Source organism: Streptomyces sp. NPDC042259, from assembly GCF_055582085.1.
Genome location: NZ_JBVJDW010000007.1, coordinates 99,100 through 118,769, shown reverse-complemented (window position 1 = coordinate 118,769; position 19,670 = coordinate 99,100). Strand labels below are relative to the sequence as shown.

General features: G+C 69.7%; 20 protein-coding genes and 1 tRNA gene. 12 read left to right on the top strand and 9 right to left on the bottom strand.

Annotated features, from left to right (window positions below):
* Positions 1 to 142 precede the first annotated feature (142 nt).
* Positions 143 to 835, top strand: a complete 693-nt coding sequence (locus ACZ6MA_RS20295; RefSeq protein WP_469435280.1) for a DUF4232 domain-containing protein — start codon at positions 143 to 145, stop codon at positions 833 to 835.
* A gap of 27 nt (positions 836 to 862) precedes the next feature.
* Here ACZ6MA_RS20295 and ACZ6MA_RS20290 read toward each other — a convergent pair whose 3' ends face one another.
* Complete coding sequence (locus ACZ6MA_RS20290; RefSeq protein WP_469435279.1) at positions 863 to 1,264, bottom strand: DNA-binding protein; 402 nt, start codon at positions 1,262 to 1,264, stop codon at positions 863 to 865.
* Positions 1,261 to 1,509 carry a type II toxin-antitoxin system CcdA family antitoxin gene (locus ACZ6MA_RS20285; protein ID WP_469435278.1) on the bottom strand — a complete coding sequence of 83 codons (249 nt, stop codon included), beginning with the start codon at positions 1,507 to 1,509 and terminating at the stop codon, positions 1,261 to 1,263. The genes ACZ6MA_RS20290 and ACZ6MA_RS20285 overlap by 4 nt, the downstream gene beginning before the upstream one ends.
* A 191-nt stretch (positions 1,510 to 1,700) precedes the next feature.
* On the opposite strand from ACZ6MA_RS20285, the gene ACZ6MA_RS20280 reads away from it, so the two are divergent.
* Positions 1,701 to 2,912: a Shedu anti-phage system protein SduA domain-containing protein gene (locus ACZ6MA_RS20280; RefSeq protein WP_469435277.1), complete on the top strand. Its 1,212-nt coding sequence runs from the start codon at positions 1,701 to 1,703 to the stop codon at positions 2,910 to 2,912.
* Positions 2,909 to 3,232 carry a hypothetical protein gene (locus ACZ6MA_RS20275; RefSeq protein ID WP_469435276.1) on the top strand — a complete coding sequence of 108 codons (324 nt, stop codon included), beginning with the start codon at positions 2,909 to 2,911 and terminating at the stop codon, positions 3,230 to 3,232. The genes ACZ6MA_RS20280 and ACZ6MA_RS20275 overlap by 4 nt, the downstream gene beginning before the upstream one ends.
* Before the next feature lie 239 nt (positions 3,233 to 3,471).
* Here the strand turns inward: ACZ6MA_RS20275 and ACZ6MA_RS20270 are convergent.
* A tRNA-Gly gene (locus ACZ6MA_RS20270) sits at positions 3,472 to 3,545 on the bottom strand.
* Positions 3,546 to 3,843: 298 nt separating this feature from the next.
* On the opposite strand from ACZ6MA_RS20270, the gene ACZ6MA_RS20265 reads away from it, so the two are divergent.
* From ACZ6MA_RS20265 to ACZ6MA_RS20255, 3 genes are all read left to right on the top strand, one after another.
* The gene (locus ACZ6MA_RS20265) at positions 3,844 to 4,008 is read left to right on the top strand and encodes a hypothetical protein (RefSeq protein WP_469435275.1); all 165 of its coding nucleotides are present in this window, start codon (positions 3,844 to 3,846) and stop codon (positions 4,006 to 4,008) included.
* A 70-nt stretch (positions 4,009 to 4,078) separates the two neighbouring features.
* Entirely contained in the window at positions 4,079 to 4,654 is a 576-nt protein-coding gene (gene dcd, locus ACZ6MA_RS20260; RefSeq protein ID WP_030366976.1) for a dCTP deaminase, read from the top strand.
* 25 nt (positions 4,655 to 4,679) lie between these two features.
* On the top strand, positions 4,680 to 5,177 hold the full coding sequence (locus tag ACZ6MA_RS20255; protein WP_130878710.1) for a phosphoribosyltransferase: 498 nt from the start codon (positions 4,680 to 4,682) through the stop codon (positions 5,175 to 5,177).
* 74 nt (positions 5,178 to 5,251) lie between these two features.
* Here the strand turns inward: ACZ6MA_RS20255 and ACZ6MA_RS20250 are convergent, their stop codons facing one another.
* The 4 genes from ACZ6MA_RS20250 to ACZ6MA_RS20235 form a co-directional block, all read right to left on the bottom strand.
* Positions 5,252 to 6,247 (bottom strand): Yip1 family protein, encoded by a 996-nt coding sequence (locus ACZ6MA_RS20250; protein WP_469435490.1) that lies wholly within the window; start codon positions 6,245 to 6,247, stop codon positions 5,252 to 5,254.
* 166 nt (positions 6,248 to 6,413) lie between these two features.
* Positions 6,414 to 6,878 carry a MarR family winged helix-turn-helix transcriptional regulator gene (locus ACZ6MA_RS20245; RefSeq protein WP_469435274.1) on the bottom strand — a complete coding sequence of 155 codons (465 nt, stop codon included), beginning with the start codon at positions 6,876 to 6,878 and terminating at the stop codon, positions 6,414 to 6,416.
* Between the two features lie 78 nt (positions 6,879 to 6,956).
* A complete protein-coding gene (locus ACZ6MA_RS20240) occupies positions 6,957 to 7,526 on the bottom strand; it encodes a Uma2 family endonuclease (protein ID WP_469435273.1) in 570 nt (189 codons plus the stop codon).
* 115 nt (positions 7,527 to 7,641) lie between these two features.
* Positions 7,642 to 9,909 (bottom strand): (Fe-S)-binding protein, encoded by a 2,268-nt coding sequence (locus tag ACZ6MA_RS20235; protein WP_469435272.1) that lies wholly within the window; start codon positions 9,907 to 9,909, stop codon positions 7,642 to 7,644.
* Positions 9,910 to 10,194: 285 nt separating this feature from the next.
* On the opposite strand from ACZ6MA_RS20235, the gene dnaK reads away from it, so the two are divergent.
* From dnaK to ACZ6MA_RS20215, 4 genes are read left to right on the top strand one after another with little or no spacing between them, the layout of a single operon-like run.
* Complete coding sequence (gene dnaK, locus ACZ6MA_RS20230; protein WP_469435271.1) at positions 10,195 to 12,051, top strand: molecular chaperone DnaK; 1,857 nt, start codon at positions 10,195 to 10,197, stop codon at positions 12,049 to 12,051.
* On the top strand, positions 12,048 to 12,734 hold the full coding sequence (gene grpE / locus ACZ6MA_RS20225) for a nucleotide exchange factor GrpE (protein WP_469435270.1): 687 nt from the start codon (positions 12,048 to 12,050) through the stop codon (positions 12,732 to 12,734). Before dnaK ends, grpE begins: the two co-directional genes overlap by 4 nt.
* Positions 12,735 to 12,785: 51 nt before the next feature.
* Complete coding sequence (gene dnaJ / locus ACZ6MA_RS20220) at positions 12,786 to 13,964, top strand: molecular chaperone DnaJ (protein WP_469435269.1); 1,179 nt, start codon at positions 12,786 to 12,788, stop codon at positions 13,962 to 13,964.
* Position 13,965: 1 nt separating this feature from the next.
* Complete coding sequence (locus ACZ6MA_RS20215) at positions 13,966 to 14,430, top strand: heat shock protein transcriptional repressor HspR (protein WP_469435268.1); 465 nt, start codon at positions 13,966 to 13,968, stop codon at positions 14,428 to 14,430.
* An 81-nt stretch (positions 14,431 to 14,511) separates the two neighbouring features.
* Here ACZ6MA_RS20215 and ACZ6MA_RS20210 read toward each other — a convergent pair whose 3' ends face one another.
* Complete coding sequence (locus ACZ6MA_RS20210) at positions 14,512 to 14,916, bottom strand: pyridoxamine 5'-phosphate oxidase family protein (RefSeq protein ID WP_469435267.1); 405 nt, start codon at positions 14,914 to 14,916, stop codon at positions 14,512 to 14,514.
* Between the two features lie 237 nt (positions 14,917 to 15,153).
* Here ACZ6MA_RS20210 and clpB point away from each other — a divergent pair, with 237 nt between their 5' ends.
* Together clpB and ACZ6MA_RS20200 are read left to right on the top strand one after the other, a co-directional pair.
* On the top strand, positions 15,154 to 17,808 hold the full coding sequence (gene clpB, locus ACZ6MA_RS20205) for an ATP-dependent chaperone ClpB (protein ID WP_469435266.1): 2,655 nt from the start codon (positions 15,154 to 15,156) through the stop codon (positions 17,806 to 17,808).
* 65 nt (positions 17,809 to 17,873) lie between these two features.
* A complete protein-coding gene (locus ACZ6MA_RS20200; protein ID WP_469435265.1) occupies positions 17,874 to 18,407 on the top strand; it encodes a YbjN domain-containing protein in 534 nt (177 codons plus the stop codon).
* Positions 18,408 to 18,461: 54 nt separating this feature from the next.
* Here ACZ6MA_RS20200 and ACZ6MA_RS20195 read toward each other — a convergent pair whose 3' ends face one another.
* Positions 18,462 to 19,670, bottom strand: a complete 1,209-nt coding sequence (locus ACZ6MA_RS20195; RefSeq protein ID WP_469435264.1) for a hypothetical protein — start codon at positions 19,668 to 19,670, stop codon at positions 18,462 to 18,464.

Genomic DNA, 19,670 nt, shown 5'->3' with positions numbered 1-19,670 from the left:
CAACGTTCCAGCGTCCCTAACCGGCCAGCGGAGCTGGCGCCTTGGGCACGGCGTCGCACAAGCTTTCGTCATCCAAGCACGCCGCTCCCGCCTCCGGTCGAGCGGCGCTCCGCTGCCTGCCCCATGAAGAAAGAGATCCGCCATGCGCGCCTCCGTCCGCCGCCCCCGTCTGCTCGCCGTCGCCTCCCTGGCGATCGCCGCGCTCGCCCTGACGGCGTGTGACAAGGGAGAGGGAGTCCGCGAGGAGGGCGCCGCCTCGCAGTCCTCGGACGCGGTGACCCAGGACGATCCGTCCCCGAAGCCCGAAGGGACGGCCGCCTCCAAGGCCCCCGGTGCCTCCGGTGCCACCGGCGCCACGGGTGCCACGGGCAAGGGAGGGGGCCGCGCCTCGGCACCGGCCAAGGACACCGACCCGGACGCCCCGGCGAACCGCGTGCCCTGCACCGCCGACAACACCAAGGTCGTGGCCACGCCGGTCTCGCGTCCGCTGAACCACATGCTGCTCACGATCACCAACACGGGCTCCAAGATGTGCGACCTGACCGGCTACCCCATCGTCAAGTTCGAGGGTGCCCAGTCCGTCCCGCCGGTCATGGAGCACACCAAGCCGCAAGCGGTCACGTCGCTCCGCCCCGGCAAGAAGGGCTACGCGGCCGTGATCCTCTCCGCCGGCGACGGCCGGGGCGGCGAGGGCTACACGGCCCAGAGCCTGCAGATCGGCTTCCAGGGCAGCGACGAAATGGCCGAAGCCACTCTCCAGGCCAAGGACGTCCACATCGACAACTCGCTGCGCGTCACGTACTGGCAGACGACGGTCGAGGACGCCCTGTCGTGACCTGGAAGGGCCGACTCACGCCGAGGGTCAGAGACTGATGACGCGGACGTGGTCGCCGCAGAGTTTGACCATGTCGTCGGTGTCGGATGTCAGTAGCGCCACCGGCCTTGGCTGACGCAGTGCCACTTCGGCCACGGTGGCGTCGATGGCGTACTTGTGGCCGTGCAGACCGGTCTCCTTGAGGAGTTCGGCGGCGGCCTTCGCGGCTTGCTCCGTGACCGGCTCAACCTTCACCCGCGACAGTGCCCAATTGAGGCGAGAGAAGTTCATGCGGGTGTGGCTGACCTCCACGATGGTGTTTGCCCCGACGACAAGATCGGCCCCGGTGTCGTTGAACACCTTCAACATCGCGAGCAGCTTGCGGTTCTGCGCAAGCCAGGCTGAGAGCCCTTCCGAGTCCAGGACGACGGTCTCGAAGCGCTCACTCATGCAGCGTCCGTGCGCCGACTGGTGCCGGCAGTGCCAAAGATCTTGGCTCGGGCTTCCGCGAGTTCCTCGTCGGTGAAGGCGCCGTGCTCCTCTTCATGGCGTCGGAGATCATCGCCCATGAGCTGGTGCCTGATCTGCCGGGCCACTGCCTCTGCCACATAACCGGAAACGTTGTCCGTGAGCTTACGGAGCTCCGCCACCTGGTCGCTGGGCAGCGTCACGGTGATACGGGTCGTGGAGGACATGTCCACTAGCATACCGAAGTATGCGCCGCGGTGTCGGTGCCTCGTGATGCGTCCCGGGAAGTGCGGCCAAGGCTCTCCGCCCATGGCCCGGATTGCCGGGCTGGGGGTGTCGCGACCCGGCACCCTCGACGAGGGCCAGGGGCCACGAGGATCCGAGGGAGTTGTCAGTGCCCGGTTCTAGGGTGCCCTGCATGGCGAATTTCCGATCCGGTTTCACGCTCTGGCGCATGGTTCAGGTGGCACGAGAACTCACCGAGCACGCGGCCGTACAGCGGCGCGTCGACGCGGTGTTGAGCATCATGGGCGGCTACGGCGGGACGTACGGCAAGGGCAGACCGCTGGTGGACGCCTTGGAGGACGTCGCCCAAGAGGCGCTCCTACACGAGGACATCGCGTTCGCCCGGCGCTTTCAACGTTTCGCCGCCTACGCCCGAGGTGAACTTTTCCTCGAAATCCTGGAGAACTACTACGACGAGGAGGCGCGGCGGCGCAGCGAGGAGCACATGCGGCGGCTGGCCGCCGAGGGTGCCGAGCGCGCGGTGTCTCTCGTGGATGCTCTGTGCGACGAGAACCCCCACGCGACCGCCGCCGATGCCCGTGCCCTCTTCCACGGCATCGCCCGGTCCACCGACCACCTGGGCCTCGGGACCGGAGAGGGCGGCATCCAGCTGCCCACCAAGTACCTGAAGCGGCTCCAGGAGTACGGGCACATGGAGATAGTCCTCCGAAACCTGCCCCGACCTGCCTCCGCCGAGGCCGCCCGGATGATGAGCGACGTACTGGCGGACGCCGACGTGGGACTGCTGGCCCAACTGCTCGAACTGAAGGCCAGGCAGGCCGGCCTCTCGGCCCTGCGGGCGGCGGTGGACGACCCTGACAGCTCCGAGAGAGCTATCCACGCCTGTCTGAAGAACCAGGAGTGGATCTTCGGCGGCGCCTACGTGGCCGAGCTGGCCCGCCGCCAGTACACCCCGGACACCATTCTCGACATTCCGCTTCTGCGCGGTGATGGATCCCTGCACGTGGTGGAACTCAAACGCGCCAACATCAAGGACTTGGTCATCCGTCCCAGCGGCCACTTGATGCTGGGCGCTCCCGCACACCACGCAGTCTCCCAGGCGCAGAATTACCTCCGGGTGATGGACGAGAACCGCCAGACCATCCTCGCGCAGTACGGCGTCGACACCCGCAGGGCTTCGGCGACGGTCGTGATCGGGCATTCGCGATACGTGAAAGGGAGCGTCGAGCCCCAGGAGATCGCGGAGACGTTGCGGACCTACAACACGCACATGGCACGCATAGAAGTGATCACATACGAGACCCTGCTGGATTCGGCGGCCCGGATGCTGGCCCTCTCGTCGGCGCGGCAGGACCCCGACCCGAACGAGGAGCCCACGGCATGAACGACACCCCTGCGGCGATCGAGCCGCTCCTGGCCCGCCTCTGTGGTGGTGAGATCACCGGCGAGGACTATGTCGGCTACTTCATGAACGAGCACGGGGAAGAACTCGTCTTCGCCCAGCGCCCGGGCGAGAAGAAAGCCCGGCTCTGGCACAGCGACGCGGACTGGCAGATGTTCCGCGTCGGCGATCATTCGATCCGGGTGGACGGCGAACTGGAGGGAATGATCACTGTCGACGGTTTGATCATTAATCGGACGGAGATGACATGGCTGTCCTCCTGCCTGTCAGCCTCCCGCCACCTGCGCCCGGGACGTGCCTGACGACCTCCGTGCGCACCTGCGCGGCGTAGCCGCCCATGAGCACCAGCGGCTAGACGCGCCGACTGCGAGAACGCCCGCCAGGAGGCGGCGACGCAGGACAGGCCACAGGCTGATGAGCACGTCGCGGCTGAGATACCGGATCGATCATTCCGCCGGGTGTCGGGGAAGCCCGGTGATTGCCGCATATGAAGTGACGGGTAACAAAGAAGCCCCGGGCTGATGGCCTGGGGCTTTCTGAATGGAGCGGGTGACGAGAATCGAACTCGCGCTCTGAGCTTGGGAAGCTCATGTTCTACCATTAAACTACACCCGCGAGGACGCCCGTTTTCAAGGCGTCGCATCGTCGCACACTGTACCCCATCAAGACCCCCCGGCGCATGGGCCGTGGGGTCTTCTTGTTGTGGGCGGGCTTCGGAGGGCTTCGGGGCGCGGGGGTGGGGATGCGGGCGCGGGGGGCGGGAGTTGGGGCGTACCGTGGGGGCGCCGGAAGTCGGGGTGCGGGTACGGGAGTGCCGCGTGCGGGCCCGCCCCTTAGATCCCCTAATGTGGCTTTTGTCTTTCGTATGTGCCGGAGGCACGCAGTGAGTGCCGCCATGGGGAAAGGGAGCTCGATGGAGCGCACCGTCGTTCGTTGTGCCGAAGGGCACGTGTTCAGCACCGCTTCGTTCCCGATGCAGAACCTCGGTCCCGGCCGGCTCGGCCCCGCGCGGCTGCTGCGCTGCCCGCGCTGTGCCCGGCTCCGGCATTCCGTTCCGGTGGGAGTCGAGAAGGGGTGACGCGGCGCGCGGGCCCGGTCCGGAGCGGACCGGGCCCGCGTTGCCCGGCTTCTCCGCGTATCCTCGACCCGTGCTTCTCTCAGACAAGGACATCCGGACCGAGATCGACGCAGGCCGGGTGCGGATCGACCCATTCGACGAATCGATGGTGCAGCCGTCGAGCATCGACGTGCGTCTGGACCGCTACTTCCGGGTGTTCGAGAACCACCGGTACCCGCACATCGACCCCGCCGTCGAGCAGGCCGACCTCACGCGCGAGGTGGTGCCGGAGGGCGACGAGGCCTTCATCCTGCACCCGGGTGAGTTCGTGCTCGCCTCGACGTACGAGGTCATCACCCTCCCCGACGACGTGGCCTCGCGGCTGGAGGGCAAGTCCAGCCTCGGCCGGCTCGGCCTGCTGACGCACTCCACGGCCGGCTTCATCGACCCCGGTTTCTCCGGGCACGTGACGCTGGAGCTGTCGAACATGGCCACGCTGCCGATCAAGCTCTGGCCGGGGATGAAGATCGGGCAGCTGTGCATGTTCCGGCTGACCTCACCCGTCGAGCACCCGTACGGCTCCGCCAAGCACGGCTCCCGTTACCAGGGCCAGCGCGGGCCGACGCCCTCGCGGTCCTTCCAGAACTTCCACCGCACCCAGGTCTGACGCAGAACAAGGCGAAGAGCGAACAGTGAGTGACATCCGCGAGAACCTGACCTACCCGATCTTCGGGGAGGCCATCCGTGAGCTGGCGCAGACCATCGCGGACGACGGCTACGAGCCGGACATAATCCTCTCCATCGCGCGCGGCGGCGTCTTCGTCGCGGGCGGCTTGGCGTACGCGCTGGACTGCAAGAACATCCACCTGGTGAACGTGGAGTTCTACACCGGTGTGGGCGCCACGCTCGAAATGCCGGTCATGCTCGCCCCCGTGCCCAACGCGATCGACTTCTCCAACAAGAAGGTGCTGATCGCGGACGACGTCGCCGACACCGGCAAGACGCTGAAGCTGGTGCACGACTTCTGCCTCGACCACGTCGCCGAGGTCCGCAGCGCCGTGATCTACGAGAAGGCGCACTCGCTGGTGAAGTGCGAGTACGTGTGGAAGCGCACCGACGAGTGGATCAACTTCCCGTGGAGCGTCGAGCCCCCGGTGGTCCGCCGAGAGGGCCAGGTCCTCGACGCGTAAGCGGCACCCCTCACGACAAGGGCCCCGGCCGCGCTTCGAGCGCGGGCCGGGGCCCTTTGTCGTCGGCGGCCGGGCTACAGCGTGCCCAGCTTGATGATCGACAGCAGGGCGATCAGCTGGATCGCCGACGCGCCCAGCGCCTTCGGCCACGGCAGGTCGTGCGACTTGCTCACCATCGACGTGAACAGCGCGCCCGCCACCAGCCAGGTCGCCCAGCCCAGCACCTGGACGAACGGGCTGTCGCCGCCCAGGAACATCGCGAAGAGCAGACGCGGCGCGTCCGTGACCGACATGAGCAGCATCGACAGGCCGATCGTCGGCTGCCACTCGCCGTCACCGCCGAGCTGGCGGGCCAGGGTGTGGGTGACCGCGCCGAGGATCAGGCCGGAGACCACCACGACCACGCCGGTGATCAGGACCCACGGGATGCTGTTGGAGAGAGTGGCGTTCAATACGTCCGCGCGGGCCTTGTCGAAGCCGAAGACCGCGAGCAGGCCGTAGACGAACGTGACGATCAGGGCCGGGGCCCACATGGCGTGGTCGCGCATCTGCCAGAAGGTGGCGGACGGGCGCAGGACTATGCCCGTCAGCAGCTCCTTCCAGTGCAGCCGCGGGCCGACGGGCGGGGCGGGCGTCTGACCGGCGCGGTAGGTCGCGCCGTCGTCGTAGGAGCCGTTGTCGTACGAGCCGTTGCCGTAGCCGTCGTCACCGTACGGCGCGTACGGGGCCTGGTGGCCGTACGCGTCCGCCTCGCCGACGCTGAACTGCTGGGTGTGGCCCGGGTTGTCGGCCGTCGGGCCGGGCTGGGGATGCCCGCCGTAATACGGGTCCTGGGGGGCCTGGCCGTACGGGTCGTACTGACCGTACGGGCCGGGAGCGCCCCCGTTGCCGCCGCCGCCCCCGAAGTACTCCGGCTCGCCGTGCCCGCCCTGCCGCTGCCACTGCTGCCCGCCGGGCGCGCCCGCGCCGCCCCCGGGCATGCCGCCGGGGGCGCCGTACGGGGTCTGCTGCCCGGGGCGCTGTCCTTGTTGTGCGGGGCGGGTGCCGTGCGCGTCCCGTCCGCGTCCCATCCTGAATCCAGCCACGCTTCGAACGTACCCGCTCCGGAGAGCCCGTGGAGCCGGGGCCGGGGGAACCGGGCGGTCTTTGCGGCCGAGCTGTGACATCCCTTAGGGGAAAGCTCCGGGGCGGGCGGGACGGCGGGAGGGTTTCGGTGCCCCGTGCGGTACTTGTGGCCTACGCCTCGGGATCCAGGGCGGCGACGTTGCGGATCATTCGCCGCAGGACGTCGAGCGCGGCCACGTACTCCTCGTCCGCGATGCCCTCGTGGATCTCCGCGCGCAGCTCGGCGACGACCGCCCCGATTTGGGCCCGGGCTTCCCGCCCGGCGTCCGTGAGGTGCAGGAGGCCGTCGGCGTCGGCGGCGATCCAGCCCCGGGCGACCAGGGCGTCGGCCGCGCGGCCCACCATCTCGGCGCCGTCGTCGGTGAATTCCGCCAGCCGCTCGCGCAGCTCGGCACGGCTGACGCCGCCGTCGGCCGTGTGGTTCATCACCCACCAGTGCGGCTGGGTGATGTCCAGATGGGCCATCCGGCGCTGGATGTGCCGCAGGACCGCCTTGCTGGCGGCCGTGCTCCAGTAGCCGATCGGCTGTGAAGGCTGGAGAGGGCTGTCGGGGCTCGCGGGTGCCGTGGTCGTCATGCGGCAAACGCTAGGAACTCAACCACGCTTGAGGTCAAGCGATCACAGCGCCACGGCCTCGGCGCCGGGAGCCGTACATCAGGAGCCGTACAGCGGAAATTCGGTGCTGTCGACCGTCCACGGGCCGACCTCGACGGTGTCGCCGAAGACGTAGTCGTGCCGGGCGCGGTAGCAGCGCAGGCCGTCCGCGTCGACGCCCTGCGGGTCGGACATCACCGACAGGGTGCCCTTGCGGGGATCGACCAGGAGATACAGGGGGATGCCCATGGCGGGGTAGTCGTGCATCTTCTGCGCGTAGTCGTTGACGTGGTTGGACGGGGAGACGATCTCGGCGACCATGGCCAAGTCGTGCGGGCGGAAGGGGGCCATCGTCTCTTCGGCGAAGATCTCTTCCGGCACGACGAGCAGATCCGGCCGACGAAGCTTGCCGAGTGAGGGCTCTTCCACTTCGCCGCCGGTGTGCGCCACCAGGCCATCCGTGAGCTGCCGGTCCAGCTGACGGCGCAGTCGCATCGCGATCAGTTCGTGTGGCCGGGACGGGGACATCATCATCAAGATCCCCGCGCCGTCGATCTCGACACCGGCGACCGGATCCGGCGCGTGCCGCATCAGCTCTTGGGCGATGGCGTACATGCGGGCGTAATCCATGGCGTGGCTCCTGCCGGGTGCGGGCGCATACGTCATCATCGTCCCACGCACATACGGCGACGGCCGGTCCCCCGCGATGCGCGGGGGACCGGCCGTCGCCGTACGGACCGGGTGGCTACTTCGCCGGCTCCGGCTCCGGCTCGACGGCGGGCTCGCCGGCGTCGGAGGGCTCCTCCGGGGTCTTCACCGACTCCAGCAGCAGCTGGGCGACGTCGACGACCTGGATCGACTCCTTGGCCTTGCCGTCGTTCTTCTTGCCGTTGACCGAGTCGGTCAGCATGACAAGGCAGAAGGGGCAGGCGGTGGAGACGATGTCCGGGTTGAGGGACAGTGCCTCGTCGACGCGCTCGTTGTTGATGCGCTTGCCGATGCGCTCTTCCATCCACATGCGCGCGCCACCGGCGCCGCAGCAGAAGCCACGCTCCTTGTGACGGTGCATCTCCTCGTTGCGCAGTCCCGGCACCTTCGCGATGATCTCGCGCGGCGGTGTGTAGACCTTGTTGTGCCGGCCCAGGTAGCAGGGGTCGTGGTAGGTGATCAGACCCTCGACCGGGGTGACGGGGACGAGCCTGCCCTCGTCGATGAGGTGCTGGAGCAGCTGCGTGTGGTGGATGACCTCGAACTCGCCGCCCAGCTGGGGGTACTCGTTCGCGATCGTGTTGAAGCAGTGCGGGCAGGTCGCGACGATCCGCTTCTTGGACTTCGGCTTCTTCGTCGACGCGTCGTCGCCGTCCTCGCCGAACGCCATGTTCAGCATCTCGACGTTCTGCTGGCCGAGCTGCTGGAAGAGGAACTCGTTGCCCAGGCGGCGGGCCGAGTCACCGGTGCACGCCTCGTCGCCGCCCATGATCGCGAACTTCACGCCCGCGATGTGCAGCAGCTCCGCGAAGGCCTTGGTGGTCTTCTTGGCGCGGTCCTCCAGGGCGCCGGCGCAGCCGACCCAGTAGAGGTAGTCGACCTCGGTGAGGTCCTCGATGTCCTTGCCGACGACCGGGACCTCGAAGTCGACCTCCTTGGTCCACGCCAGGCGCTGCTTCTTGGCCAGGCCCCAGGGGTTGCCCTTCTTCTCCAGGTTCTTGAGCATCGTGCCCGCCTCGGACGGGAAGGAGCTCTCGATCATCACCTGGTAGCGGCGCATGTCGACGATGTGGTCGATGTGCTCGATGTCGACCGGGCACTGCTCGACGCAGGCGCCGCAGGTGGTGCAGGACCACAGGACGTCCGGGTCGATGACGCCGTTTTCCTCGAGGGTGCCGATCAGCGGGCGCTCGGCCTCCGCCAGCGCGGCGGCCGGGACGTCCTTCAGCTGCTCCTCGGTGGCCTTCTCCTCGCCCTCGGCGGTCTTGCCGCCGCCCGCGAGCAGGTAGGGCGCCTTGGCGTGCGAGTGGTCGCGCAGCGCCATGATCAGCAGCTTCGGCGACAGCGGCTTGCCGGTGTTCCAGGCGGGGCACTGCGACTGGCAGCGCCCGCACTCGGTGCAGGTGGAGAAGTCGAGGAGGCCCTTCCAGGAGAAGTGCTCGACCTGGGAGACGCCGAACTGGTCGTCCTCGCCCGGGTCCTCGAAGTCGATCGGCTTGCCGTCGCTGACCATCGGCAGGAGCGCGCCGAGGGCGACGTCGCCGTCGGCCTCGCGCTTGAACCAGATGTTGGGGAAGGCGAGGAAGCGGTGCCAGGCCACGCCCATGTCGATGTTCAGCGAGACCGTGATCATCCAGATGAACGACGTCGCGATCTTGATCATCGCGAAGAGGTACGTCAGGTTCTGCACGGCGCCGAGGCTCAGGCCCTTGAAGGCCAGGACCAGCGGGTAGGAGGCGAAGTAGCCGGCGTCGTAGCTCTCGACGCCGTGCTGGACGCCCTCCAGGGCGTGCAGCGTCATGATGCAGACGCCGACGATGAGGATGACGGCCTCGACGAAGTACGCCTGGCCGAAGTTGGAGCCCGCGAAGCGGGACTTGCGGCCCGCCTTGCCGGGCTTGCTCAGCTGCCGGATGACGATCAGGGCGAGGATGCCGAGCGTCGTCATCAGGCCGAGGAACTCGACGAAGATCTCCCACGGCAGCCAGTCGCCGATGACGGGGATCAGCCAGTCGGCCTGGAAGAGCTGGCCGATGGCGTTGACGATGGTCAGCAGCAGCGAGAAGAAGCCGACCGCCACGAACCAGTGCGCGACGCCGACGACGCCCCACTTGTTCATACGGGTGTGGCCGAGGAATTCCTTGGCCACGGTGACCGTGCGCTGGACCGGCTCGTCGGTGCGGGTCCCGGCGGGGACCGGCGCACCGAGCCGGAAGTATCGGACGAACTGCGCGACGGCGCGGCCCAGCAGCGCAACACCGACCGCGATGAGGACCAGCGACACGATGATCGCGGCGAGTTGCATGGGGGGCTCCTCGAACCTTCCAGAGCTTGTGGAGAGCGAATTACTAAGCAGTAACTTATCCAGTCCCAGCCGAGATTACCCAGGATTCGGCCGTGCATGAACCTGACGTGCCGGTGATCTGTATCGCGCAGGCAACCCTTCCCCGTCGCGCGACGTCCTCCGGGTGCCGCCAGTGACGGTAAGGCTGACATAAAAGTTGAGTGGGCCCGACTCAGGTCCGTTGACAGGTTTGCCGTCGTGTTGCACTCTTGAGTCTGTTCCACTCAAGTCAGCTGGAGGAAAGTCATGGCACGTGCGGTCGGCATCGACCTGGGTACGACGAACTCCGTCGTCAGTGTTCTCGAAGGCGGTGAGCCCACCGTCATCACCAACGCCGAGGGCGCCAGGACCACGCCGTCCGTCGTCGCCTTCGCGAAGAACGGCGAGGTGCTGGTCGGCGAGGTCGCCAAGCGCCAGGCCGTCACCAACGTCGACAGGACCATCCGGTCGGTCAAGCGCCACATGGGCACCGACTGGAAGATCGGCATCGACGGCAAGGACTTCAACCCGCAGCAGATGAGCGCCTTCATCCTGCAGAAGCTGAAGCGTGACGCCGAGGCTTACCTGGGTGAGAAGGTCGTCGACGCGGTCATCACCGTACCGGCGTACTTCAACGACTCCGAGCGTCAGGCGACCAAGGAGGCCGGTGAGATCGCGGGCCTCAACGTCCTGCGTATTGTCAACGAGCCGACCGCCGCCGCCCTGGCCTACGGCCTCGACAAGGACGACCAGACCATTCTGGTCTTCGACCTCGGTGGCGGCACCTTCGACGTCTCGCTGCTCGAGATCGGTGACGGCGTCGTCGAGGTGAAGGCCACCAACGGTGACAACCACCTCGGTGGTGACGACTGGGACCAGCGCGTCGTCGACTACCTGGTGAAGCAGTTCGCCAACGGCCACGGCGTGGACCTGTCCAAGGACAAGATGGCCCTCCAGCGCCTCCGCGAGGCCGCCGAGAAGGCGAAGATCGAGCTGTCCTCGTCCACCGAGACCTCGATCAACCTGCCCTACATCACGGCGTCCGCCGAGGGCCCGCTGCACCTGGACGAGAAGCTCACCCGCGCCCAGTTCCAGCAGCTGACCGCGGACCTGCTCGACCGCTGCAAGACCCCGTTCCACAACGTCATCAAGGACGCCGGCATCGCGCTGTCCGAGATCGACCACGTGGTCCTCGTCGGCGGCTCGACCCGTATGCCGGCCGTCGCCGAGCTGGTCAAGGAGCTGACCGGCGGTCAGGACGCCAACAAGGGCGTCAACCCGGACGAGGTCGTCGCCATCGGTGCCGCCCTCCAGGCCGGTGTCCTCAAGGGCGAGGTCAAGGACGTCCTGCTGCTCGACGTCACCCCGCTGTCGCTTGGTATCGAGACCAAGGGCGGCATCATGACGAAGCTCATCGAGCGCAACACCACGATCCCGACCAAGCGCTCCGAGATCTTCACGACGGCCGAGGACAACCAGCCGTCCGTGCAGATCCAGGTCTACCAGGGCGAGCGCGAGATCGCGGCGTACAACAAGAAGCTCGGCATGTTCGAGCTGACCGGCCTGCCGCCGGCCCCGCGTGGCGTCCCGCAGATCGAGGTCACCTTCGACATCGACGCCAACGGCATCATGCACGTGACCGCGAAGGACCTGGGCACGGGCAAGGAGCAGAAGATGACCGTCACCGGCGGCTCCTCGCTCGCCAAGGACGAGGTCGACCGGATGCGCCAGGAGGCCGAGCAGTACGCGGAGGAGGACCACCGCCGCCGCGAGGCCGCCGAGACCCGCAACCAGGCCGAGCAGCTCGTCTACCAGACCGAGAAGTTCCTCAAGGACAACGAGGAGAAGGTCCCGGCCGACGTCAAGACCGAGGTCGAGACCGCTGTCGGCGAGCTGAAGGAGAAGCTCAAGGGCGAGGACACGGCCGAGATCCGCACCGCGACCGAGAAGGTCGCCGCGGTCAGCCAGAAGCTCGGCCAGGCCATGTACGCCGACGCGCAGGCCGCGGGTGGCGCCGAGGGTGCCCCGGGTGCCGAGGGCGCCGGCCAGGCCAAGCCCGAGGACGACGTCGTCGACGCCGAGATCGTGGACGACGAGAAGCCCAAGAAGGACGGTGCCGCGTGACGGAGGAGACCCCGGGCTTCGAGGAGAAGCCCGACGTCCCCTCCGACGCCGCAGCCCCCGACGATGCGGCACAGGCCGCCGGGTCCGCCGACAAGGCGGCCCCGGAGGCCCCGGCTGGGGACGCACCGACCGAAGGTCCGGACGGACCGGCCGCCGAGGCCGCCGCCCGGGACACGGCCCTGACGGCACAGCTGGACCAGGCCCGCTCCGCGCTCGCCGAGCGCACCGCGGACCTCCAGCGGCTCCAGGCCGAGTACCAGAACTACCGTCGCCGGGTGGAGCGGGACCGGGTCACGGTCAAGGAGATCGCGGTCGCGAACCTCCTGTCCGAACTCCTTCCCACGCTCGACGACATCGGCCGCGCCCGTGACCACGGCGAGCTGGTCGGCGGCTTCAAGTCCGTCGCCGAGTCGCTGGAGACGGTCGTCGCCAAGATGGGCCTGCAGCAGTTCGGCAAGGAGGGCGAGCCCTTCGACCCGCTGGTGCACGAGGCCCTGATGCACAGCTATGCGCCGGACGTCACCGAGACCACGTGCGTGCAGATCCTGCAGCCGGGGTATCGGATCGGCGAACGGACGATCCGCCCCGCGCGGGTCGCCGTGGCCGAGCCGCAGCCCGGCGCCCAGAAGGGCGAGGGCGACGAGGACGCGGCCGAGGAGAGCGGTGGCCCTGAAAAGGGCTGACGCGCGGGACGTGATGACGCACAGCGGGGACCGGAAGGAGGGACGCCGGGGATGAGCACGAAGGACTTCGTCGAGAAGGACTACTACAAGGTCCTCGGCGTGCCCAAGGACGCCACCGAGGCCGAGATCAAGAAGGCGTACCGGAAGCTCGCCCGCGAGTACCACCCGGACGCCAACAAGGGCGACGCCAAGGCCGAGGACCGCTTCAAGGAGATCTCCGAGGCGAACGACGTCCTCGCCGACCCCAAGCGCCGCAAGGAGTACGACGAGGCCCGCGCCCTGTTCGGCAACGGCGGCTTCCGCCCGGGGCCGGGCGGCGCGGGCGGCGGCTCCTTCAACTTCGACCTGGGCGACCTCTTCGGGGGCGCCCAGGGCGGAGCGGGCGCCGGCGGCTTCGGCGGCGGTGGTCTCGGGGACGTCTTCGGCGGCCTCTTCAACCGCGGCGGCTCGGGCACCCGTACCCAGCCGCGGCGCGGTCAGGACATCGAGTCCGAGGTGACGCTCAGCTTCACCGAGGCGGTGGACGGGGCCACGGTCCCGCTGCGGATGTCCTCCTCCGCCGCGTGCAAGGCGTGCTCCGGCACGGGCGACAAGAACGGGACGCCGCGGGTCTGCCCGACCTGCGTCGGCACCGGCCAGGTCTCGCACGGCGCGGGCGGCGGCTTCTCGCTGACCGACCCCTGCCCCGACTGCCGGGGCCGCGGGCTCATCCCCGAGAACCCCTGCGACGTGTGCAAGGGCAGCGGACGGGCCACGTCCGCCCGGACCATGCAGGTCCGCATCCCGTCGGGAGTTTCCGACGGGCAGCGGATCCGGCTGCGCGGCAAGGGGGCCCCGGGCGAGCGCGGCGGGCCCAACGGCGATCTTTACGTGGTGGTCCACGTCGGCACGCACCCGGTCTTCGGGCGCAAGGACGACAACCTCACCGTCACCGTGCCCGTCTCCTACGTGGAGGCGACGCTCGGCGGCGAGGTGAAGGTGCCCACCCTGGGCGGCCCCCCGGTCACCCTCAAACTGCCGGCCGGCACCCCGAACGGCCGGACCATGCGCGCCCGCGGCAAGGGCGCGGTGCGCAAGGACGGCACCCGCGGCGACCTGCTGGTCACCGTCGAGGTCGCCGTGCCCAAGGACCTCGGCGACAAGGCGCGGGAGGCCCTGGAGGCCTACCGCGACGCGACGGCCGACGAGGATCCGCGGGCGGAGCTGTTCCAGGCCGCGAAGGGAGCTTGAGATGGACGGCCGCCGACGACGTTTCGAACCAGCACAGCCGTATCAGCTGACCGACGAGTCGCCGGTCTACGTCATCTCCGTCGCGGCTCAGCTCTCGGGCCTCCACCCGCAGACGCTCCGCCAGTACGACCGCCTCGGCCTGGTCTCCCCCGACCGTACGGCCGGGCGCGGCCGGCGCTACTCGGCGCGCGACATCGAGCAGCTGCGCCAGGTGCAGCAGCTCAGCCAGGACGAGGGCATCAACCTGGCGGGCATCAAGCGCATCATCGAGCTGGAGAACCAGGTGGCCGCGCTCAAGGCGCGCGCCGCCGAGCTCCAGGCGATGGTCGAGGGCGCGGCCACGGCCATGCAGCAGCGCGAGGCCGCGGTGCACGCCTCCTACCGCCGTGACCTGGTGCCGTACCAGGACGTGCAGCAGACCAGCGCGCTGGTCGTCTGGCGGCCGCGGCGGCAGGGCTCGGACTGAGGGCACCTTCGGGGACACCGGACCGCCATGTACGCGAGGGCCGACGGAACGATCTGTTCCGTCGGCCCTCGCGCGTTCGCCTCAGGCCCGGCCCATGGCCCGGCTCACCGTGATCTCGATGACGACGCGCTCGGGGTTCGGGGCGGGCGTGCGGCCGTAGCGCTCGGCGTAGCGGGCGACGGCGTCGGCGACGACGGCGGCCTCGGTGCGCACCACCGCGCGCCCCTCCAGCGTCGCCCAGCGCCCCCGGTCCAGCTGGCAGACGGCGACGTGGGCGCCGTCGGGCCCGCAGGCCTGGACGTTGGCGACCTTGGTGCTGGTCTTGCGGGTGATGACGCGGGCCACGCCGGCCTCGTGGTCGTACGTGACGCCGACCGGGACGACGTGCGGGGTGCCGTCCGGGCGGGGTGTGGTGAGGGTGCAGAGGTGGTACTCGCGCCAGAAGTCGAGATAGGCGGGATCGGGATTGCGGAGGTCCTGGGCCATGTCCGGCAGCGTAATCGGCGCGTGCGGGCGAGGTGGCGGGAGCCGGGAACCGGGGGTTCACTCGCGGGAGGGACGGGCACACGGCCGGGGGCGCCCACAGCGTGCCGCCACGGCGAAGCGACCGTCCGGGCGACTGCCAAAGCAACCTTGAGTGGAATAGACTCAACTTATCGCAGGTTGACCTCAGCAAGGAACGACCTCAAGGACCGTCGGCGAGCCAGAGGAGGAGCCCGAGCCGTGGATGCCGAGCTGACCAACAGGAGCCAGGAGGCGCTCAGCCGCGCCCATGAGCGGGCCGTGACCGGTGGCCACGCGGACATGACGCCCGCGCACCTGCTGCTCGCCCTGCTCGCGGGCGAGGACAACGAGAACGTCATGGATCTGCTCGTCGCCGTCGGGGCCGACGCCGCGGCGCTGCGGTCCGGGGCGGAGCGGCAGCTCGGCGCCCTGCCGAGCGTGCAGGGGGCCACCGTGTCGCCGCCGCGGCCCGACCGGGAACTGCTCGCCACGATCGCGGACGCCTCGCAGCGGGCCCGCGAGCTGGGCGACGACTATCTCTCCACCGAACACCTGCTCATCGCTCTGGCCGCCAAGGGCGGGCGGACCGGTGAGCTGATGGAACAGCAGGGCGCCACGGCCAAGAGGCTGCTGGACGCGTTCGAGACCGCGAGGGGCGGACAGCGAGTGACGACTCCGGATCCGGAGGGCACCTACAAGGCGCTGGAGAAGTTCGGCACGGACTTCACGGCGGCCGCGCGCGAGGGCCGGCTCGACCCGGTCATCGGCCGGGACCAGGAGATCCGCCGCGTGGTGCAGGTGCTCTCGCGGCGGACGAAGAACAATCCGGTGCTCATCGGCGAGCCCGGCGTCGGCAAGACCGCCGTCGTGGAGGGCCTCGCGCAGCGGATAGTGAAGGGCGATGTGCCCGAGTCGCTGAAGAACAAGCGGCTCGTCTCGCTCGACCTGGGCGCGATGGTCGCGGGCGCGAAGTACCGCGGCGAGTTCGAGGAGCGGCTCAAGACCGTCCTCGCCGAGATCAAGTCCAGCGACGGCCGGATCATCACCTTCATCGACGAGCTGCACACCGTCGTCGGCGCGGGCGCCGGCGGCGACTCCGCCATGGACGCGGGCAACATGCTCAAGCCCATGCTGGCCCGCGGCGAGCTGCGGATGGTCGGCGCGACGACGCTCGACGAGTACCGCGAGCGGATCGAGAAGGACGCCGCCCTGGAACGGCGCTTCCAGCAGGTGCTGGTCGCCGAGCCGTCCGTCGAGGACTCCATCGCGATCCTGCGCGGGCTCAAGGGCCGGTACGAGGCGCACCACAAGGTGCAGATCGCGGATTCCGCGCTGGTCGCCGCGGCCACCCTCTCCGACCGCTACATCACCTCCCGCTTCCTGCCGGACAAGGCCATCGACCTGGTCGACGAGGCCGCCTCCCGGCTGCGCATGGAGATCGACTCCTCGCCCGTCGAGATCGACGAGCTGCAGCGCGCCGTCGACCGGCTGAAGATGGAGGAGCTGGCGATCGACAACGAGACCGACCCCGGCTCCGTGCAGCGGCTGGAGAAGCTGCGCCGCGACCTCGCCGACAAGGAGGAGGAGCTGCGCGGCCTGACCGCCCGCTGGGAGAAGGAGAAGCAGTCCCTCAACCGCGTCGGTGAGCTGAAGGAGCGCCTGGACGACCTGCGCGGCCAGGCCGAGCGCGCCCAGCGCGACGGTGACTTCGACGCCGCCTCCAAGCTGCTGTACGGCGAGATCCCGGCCGTGGAGCGCGAGCTGGAGGCGGCCGCGGAGGCCGAGGCGGAGGCGGAACAGGAAGCGGCCGCCAAGGACCTCATGGTCAAGGAGGAGGTCGGCCCGGACGACATCGCCGACGTCGTCGCCTCCTGGACCGGCATCCCGGCCGGCCGGCTGCTGGAGGGCGAGACGCAGAAGCTGCTGCGCATGGAGGAGGAGCTGGGCCGCCGGCTGATCGGCCAGGGCGAGGCCGTCCGGGCCGTCTCCGACGCCGTGCGCCGCTCGCGGGCCGGTATCGCCGACCCCGACCGGCCGACCGGCTCGTTCCTCTTCCTCGGCCCGACCGGCGTCGGCAAGACCGAGCTGGCCAAGGCGCTCGCGGACTTCCTCTTCGACGACGAGCGGGCCATGACCCGCATCGACATGAGCGAGTACGGCGAGAAGCACTCCGTCGCCCGGCTGGTCGGCGCGCCGCCCGGCTACGTGGGCTACGAGGAGGGCGGCCAGCTCACCGAGGCGGTGCGGCGGCGCCCGTACACGGTCGTCCTCCTGGACGAGGTGGAGAAGGCCCACCACGAGGTCTTCGACGTCCTGCTCCAGGTCCTCGACGACGGCCGGCTCACCGACGGCCAGGGCCGGACGGTCGACTTCCGGAACACCATCCTGATCCTCACCTCCAACCTCGGCTCCTCCTACCTGGTGGACCCGCTGCTCAAGGACGACCAGAAGAAGACGAAGGTCCTGGAGACGGTCCGGTCCTCCTTCCGGCCGGAGTTCCTCAACCGCCTCGACGACCTGGTGGTCTTCCACACCCTGGGGACGGACGAGCTGGAGCGGATCGCCCGCCTCCAGATCGGTCTGCTCCAGCGCCGTCTCACCGACCGGCGGCTTACCCTGGACGTGACCGACGCCGCGCTGCGCTGGCTCGCCGCCCTCGGCCACGACCCGGCCGCGCCGGAGAGCGCCGCTCCCGACCCGAGCTACGGCGCCCGCCCGCTGCGGCGTCTGATCCAGACCGCCATCGGGGACCGGCTCGCCCGGGCGATCCTCGCCGGGGACGTCCGCGACGGCGACACCGTCCGCGTCGACCTCGCACCGGACGGCTCCGAGCTGACCGTCGCCCCGGCCGCCACGACAGGATCGGCGGGCTGACGGGGTTGCGGTGACGGGGCGGGTGTGGGGGAGGATGGCAAGAACCGTACGAAGGGAAATTCACGGTGAGCATCGACCCGTCCTCGATTCCGAATTTCGGGGGCCAGCCCGAACCGCAGGAGGCGGGCCCGACTGGCCCCGTCATCCCCGACCAGGACCTGGTCAAGCAGCTCCTCGAGCAGATGGAGCTGAAGTACGTCGTCGACGACGAGGGCGACCTCGCCGCGCCGTGGGAGCAGTTCCGCACGTACTTCATGTTCCGTGGCGAGGAGGAGCAGCAGGTCTTCTCCGTCCGGACCTTCTACGACCGGCCGCACGGCATCGAGGAGAAGGCCCGGCTCCTCGAGGTCATCGACGACTGGAACCGCCGCACCCTGTGGCCGAAGGTGTACACGCACACCAACGACGACGGCGGCGTCCGCCTCATCGGCGAGGCGCAGATGCTGATCGGCGTCGGTGTGTCGCTGGAGCACTTCGTCTCCAGCACGGTCAGCTGGGTGCGGGCCTCGATCGAGTTCGACAAGTGGCTCATCGAGGCGCTCGGCCTGGAGGCCGACGTGGAGTCCGGTGACGAGAAGCCGGGCGACGACGAGGCCTGAGCCCGCCCGCACGCGCCCCGGCGGGCGCCACGCCCCCCGGGGCGGCGGCGCGCGTCACATCGGGATGCGGGCGACCGTCAGCAGATACGTCCCGTAGAAGAACGAGAGCCCGGCCAGCGCGCCGACCGTCACGACGACGGTGCGCGGCCGGGCTCTCGCCATTCCCACCGCCGCCGGGAGCAGCAGCGGGAACGCGGGCAGCAGGAAGCGGGGCTTGGAGGCGAAGTAGCTGGAGCCGCCGACCGCGATGACGAAGAGCACCAGCGCGTAGACGAGCACCGCCGTCGGCGGGCGGTCCAGGGCGAGCAGGACCAGCGCGATCAGCGCCACCGCCAGGATCGCCACCGTCATGTAGTACGCCAGGTAGTCCCGGGCGACGAACAGGTGCCCGATGAACCGCATCGCGTCCGCCCCGAAGTCGAACCGCGACCCCCACAGCCGCTGCACCTCGAAGTAGCCGAAGGGGCCGCCCCCGAAGCGCCACCCCGCCCAGGCGACGTAGCCGCACCAGCCCAGCGGGGCGAGCGCCGCGCCCGCCCACACCCGCCAGTCCGCGCGGGCCCGCGCGTCCCGGCACACCGCGACCACCGCCGTCAGGGCGACGGCGGCGGCCACCGCGATGGCGTTGGGCCGTGACAGCCCGGCCGGCAGGGCGAGCGCCCCGGCCCACAGCGGCCGGCCGGTGACGGCCGCGTACAGCGCCCACGCGGCGAACGCGGTCATCAGCGTCTCGGTGTACGCCATCGACTGCACGATCGCGTGCGGCAGCAGGCCCCACAGCAGGACGAGCAGGGTGCCCACCCGCTGCCCGTGCAGCCGCTCCCCGACCGCGTAGATGCCCCAGGCCGCGACCCCGGCCGCGGTCCAGGCGACGATCAGCCCGGCACTGACCACCCCGACCGGCAGCACGGCCGCCACCAGCCGCACCAGACCGGGGAAGAGCGGGAAGAACGCCAGGTCGTTGAAGACCACGCCGGGACTGTGGGACGAGGGGACGGACAGGCCGTAGCCGTTGCGGGCGATGCCGGCGTACCAGATGCCGTCCCAGGAGTGCCCGAGCAGCCCGCGCGGATGCCGCCCGGTCCACCACGCCCACCCGGCCATCACCGACATCCCCGTCAGCCGCGCGGCGGTGTAGAGCGCGAGCGCGGGCGCGGCCCGGCGCAGCGCCGCCCGCACCCGGTCCGGCAGCCGGGTACGGCTGTCGCGGGCGGCGGGGCGCGGCCGCTGGCCTCGTACGGACACGGCGGTGTCGGCGGACAC

What these genes read in the sequence shown, in the direction of transcription:
- ACZ6MA_RS20295 (WP_469435280.1), top strand. Translation starts at nt 143, where the DNA reads ATGCGCGCCTCCGTCCGCCGCCCCCGTCTGCTCGCCGTCGCCTCCCTG.
- ACZ6MA_RS20290 (WP_469435279.1), bottom strand. Translation starts at nt 1,264, where the DNA reads ATGAGTGAGCGCTTCGAGACCGTCGTCCTGGACTCGGAAGGGCTCTCA.
- ACZ6MA_RS20285 (WP_469435278.1), bottom strand. Translation starts at nt 1,509, where the DNA reads ATGTCCTCCACGACCCGTATCACCGTGACGCTGCCCAGCGACCAGGTG.
- ACZ6MA_RS20280 (WP_469435277.1), top strand. Translation starts at nt 1,701, where the DNA reads ATGGCGAATTTCCGATCCGGTTTCACGCTCTGGCGCATGGTTCAGGTG.
- ACZ6MA_RS20275 (WP_469435276.1), top strand. Translation starts at nt 2,909, where the DNA reads ATGAACGACACCCCTGCGGCGATCGAGCCGCTCCTGGCCCGCCTCTGT.
- ACZ6MA_RS20265 (WP_469435275.1), top strand. Translation starts at nt 3,844, where the DNA reads ATGGAGCGCACCGTCGTTCGTTGTGCCGAAGGGCACGTGTTCAGCACC.
- ACZ6MA_RS20250 (WP_469435490.1), bottom strand. Translation starts at nt 6,247, where the DNA reads ATGGGACGCGGACGGGACGCGCACGGCACCCGCCCCGCACAACAAGGA.
- ACZ6MA_RS20245 (WP_469435274.1), bottom strand. Translation starts at nt 6,878, where the DNA reads ATGACGACCACGGCACCCGCGAGCCCCGACAGCCCTCTCCAGCCTTCA.
- ACZ6MA_RS20240 (WP_469435273.1), bottom strand. Translation starts at nt 7,526, where the DNA reads ATGGATTACGCCCGCATGTACGCCATCGCCCAAGAGCTGATGCGGCAC.
- ACZ6MA_RS20235 (WP_469435272.1), bottom strand. Translation starts at nt 9,909, where the DNA reads ATGCAACTCGCCGCGATCATCGTGTCGCTGGTCCTCATCGCGGTCGGT.
- dnaK (WP_469435271.1), top strand. Translation starts at nt 10,195, where the DNA reads ATGGCACGTGCGGTCGGCATCGACCTGGGTACGACGAACTCCGTCGTC.
- dnaJ (WP_469435269.1), top strand. Translation starts at nt 12,786, where the DNA reads ATGAGCACGAAGGACTTCGTCGAGAAGGACTACTACAAGGTCCTCGGC.
- ACZ6MA_RS20215 (WP_469435268.1), top strand. Translation starts at nt 13,966, where the DNA reads ATGGACGGCCGCCGACGACGTTTCGAACCAGCACAGCCGTATCAGCTG.
- ACZ6MA_RS20210 (WP_469435267.1), bottom strand. Translation starts at nt 14,916, where the DNA reads ATGGCCCAGGACCTCCGCAATCCCGATCCCGCCTATCTCGACTTCTGG.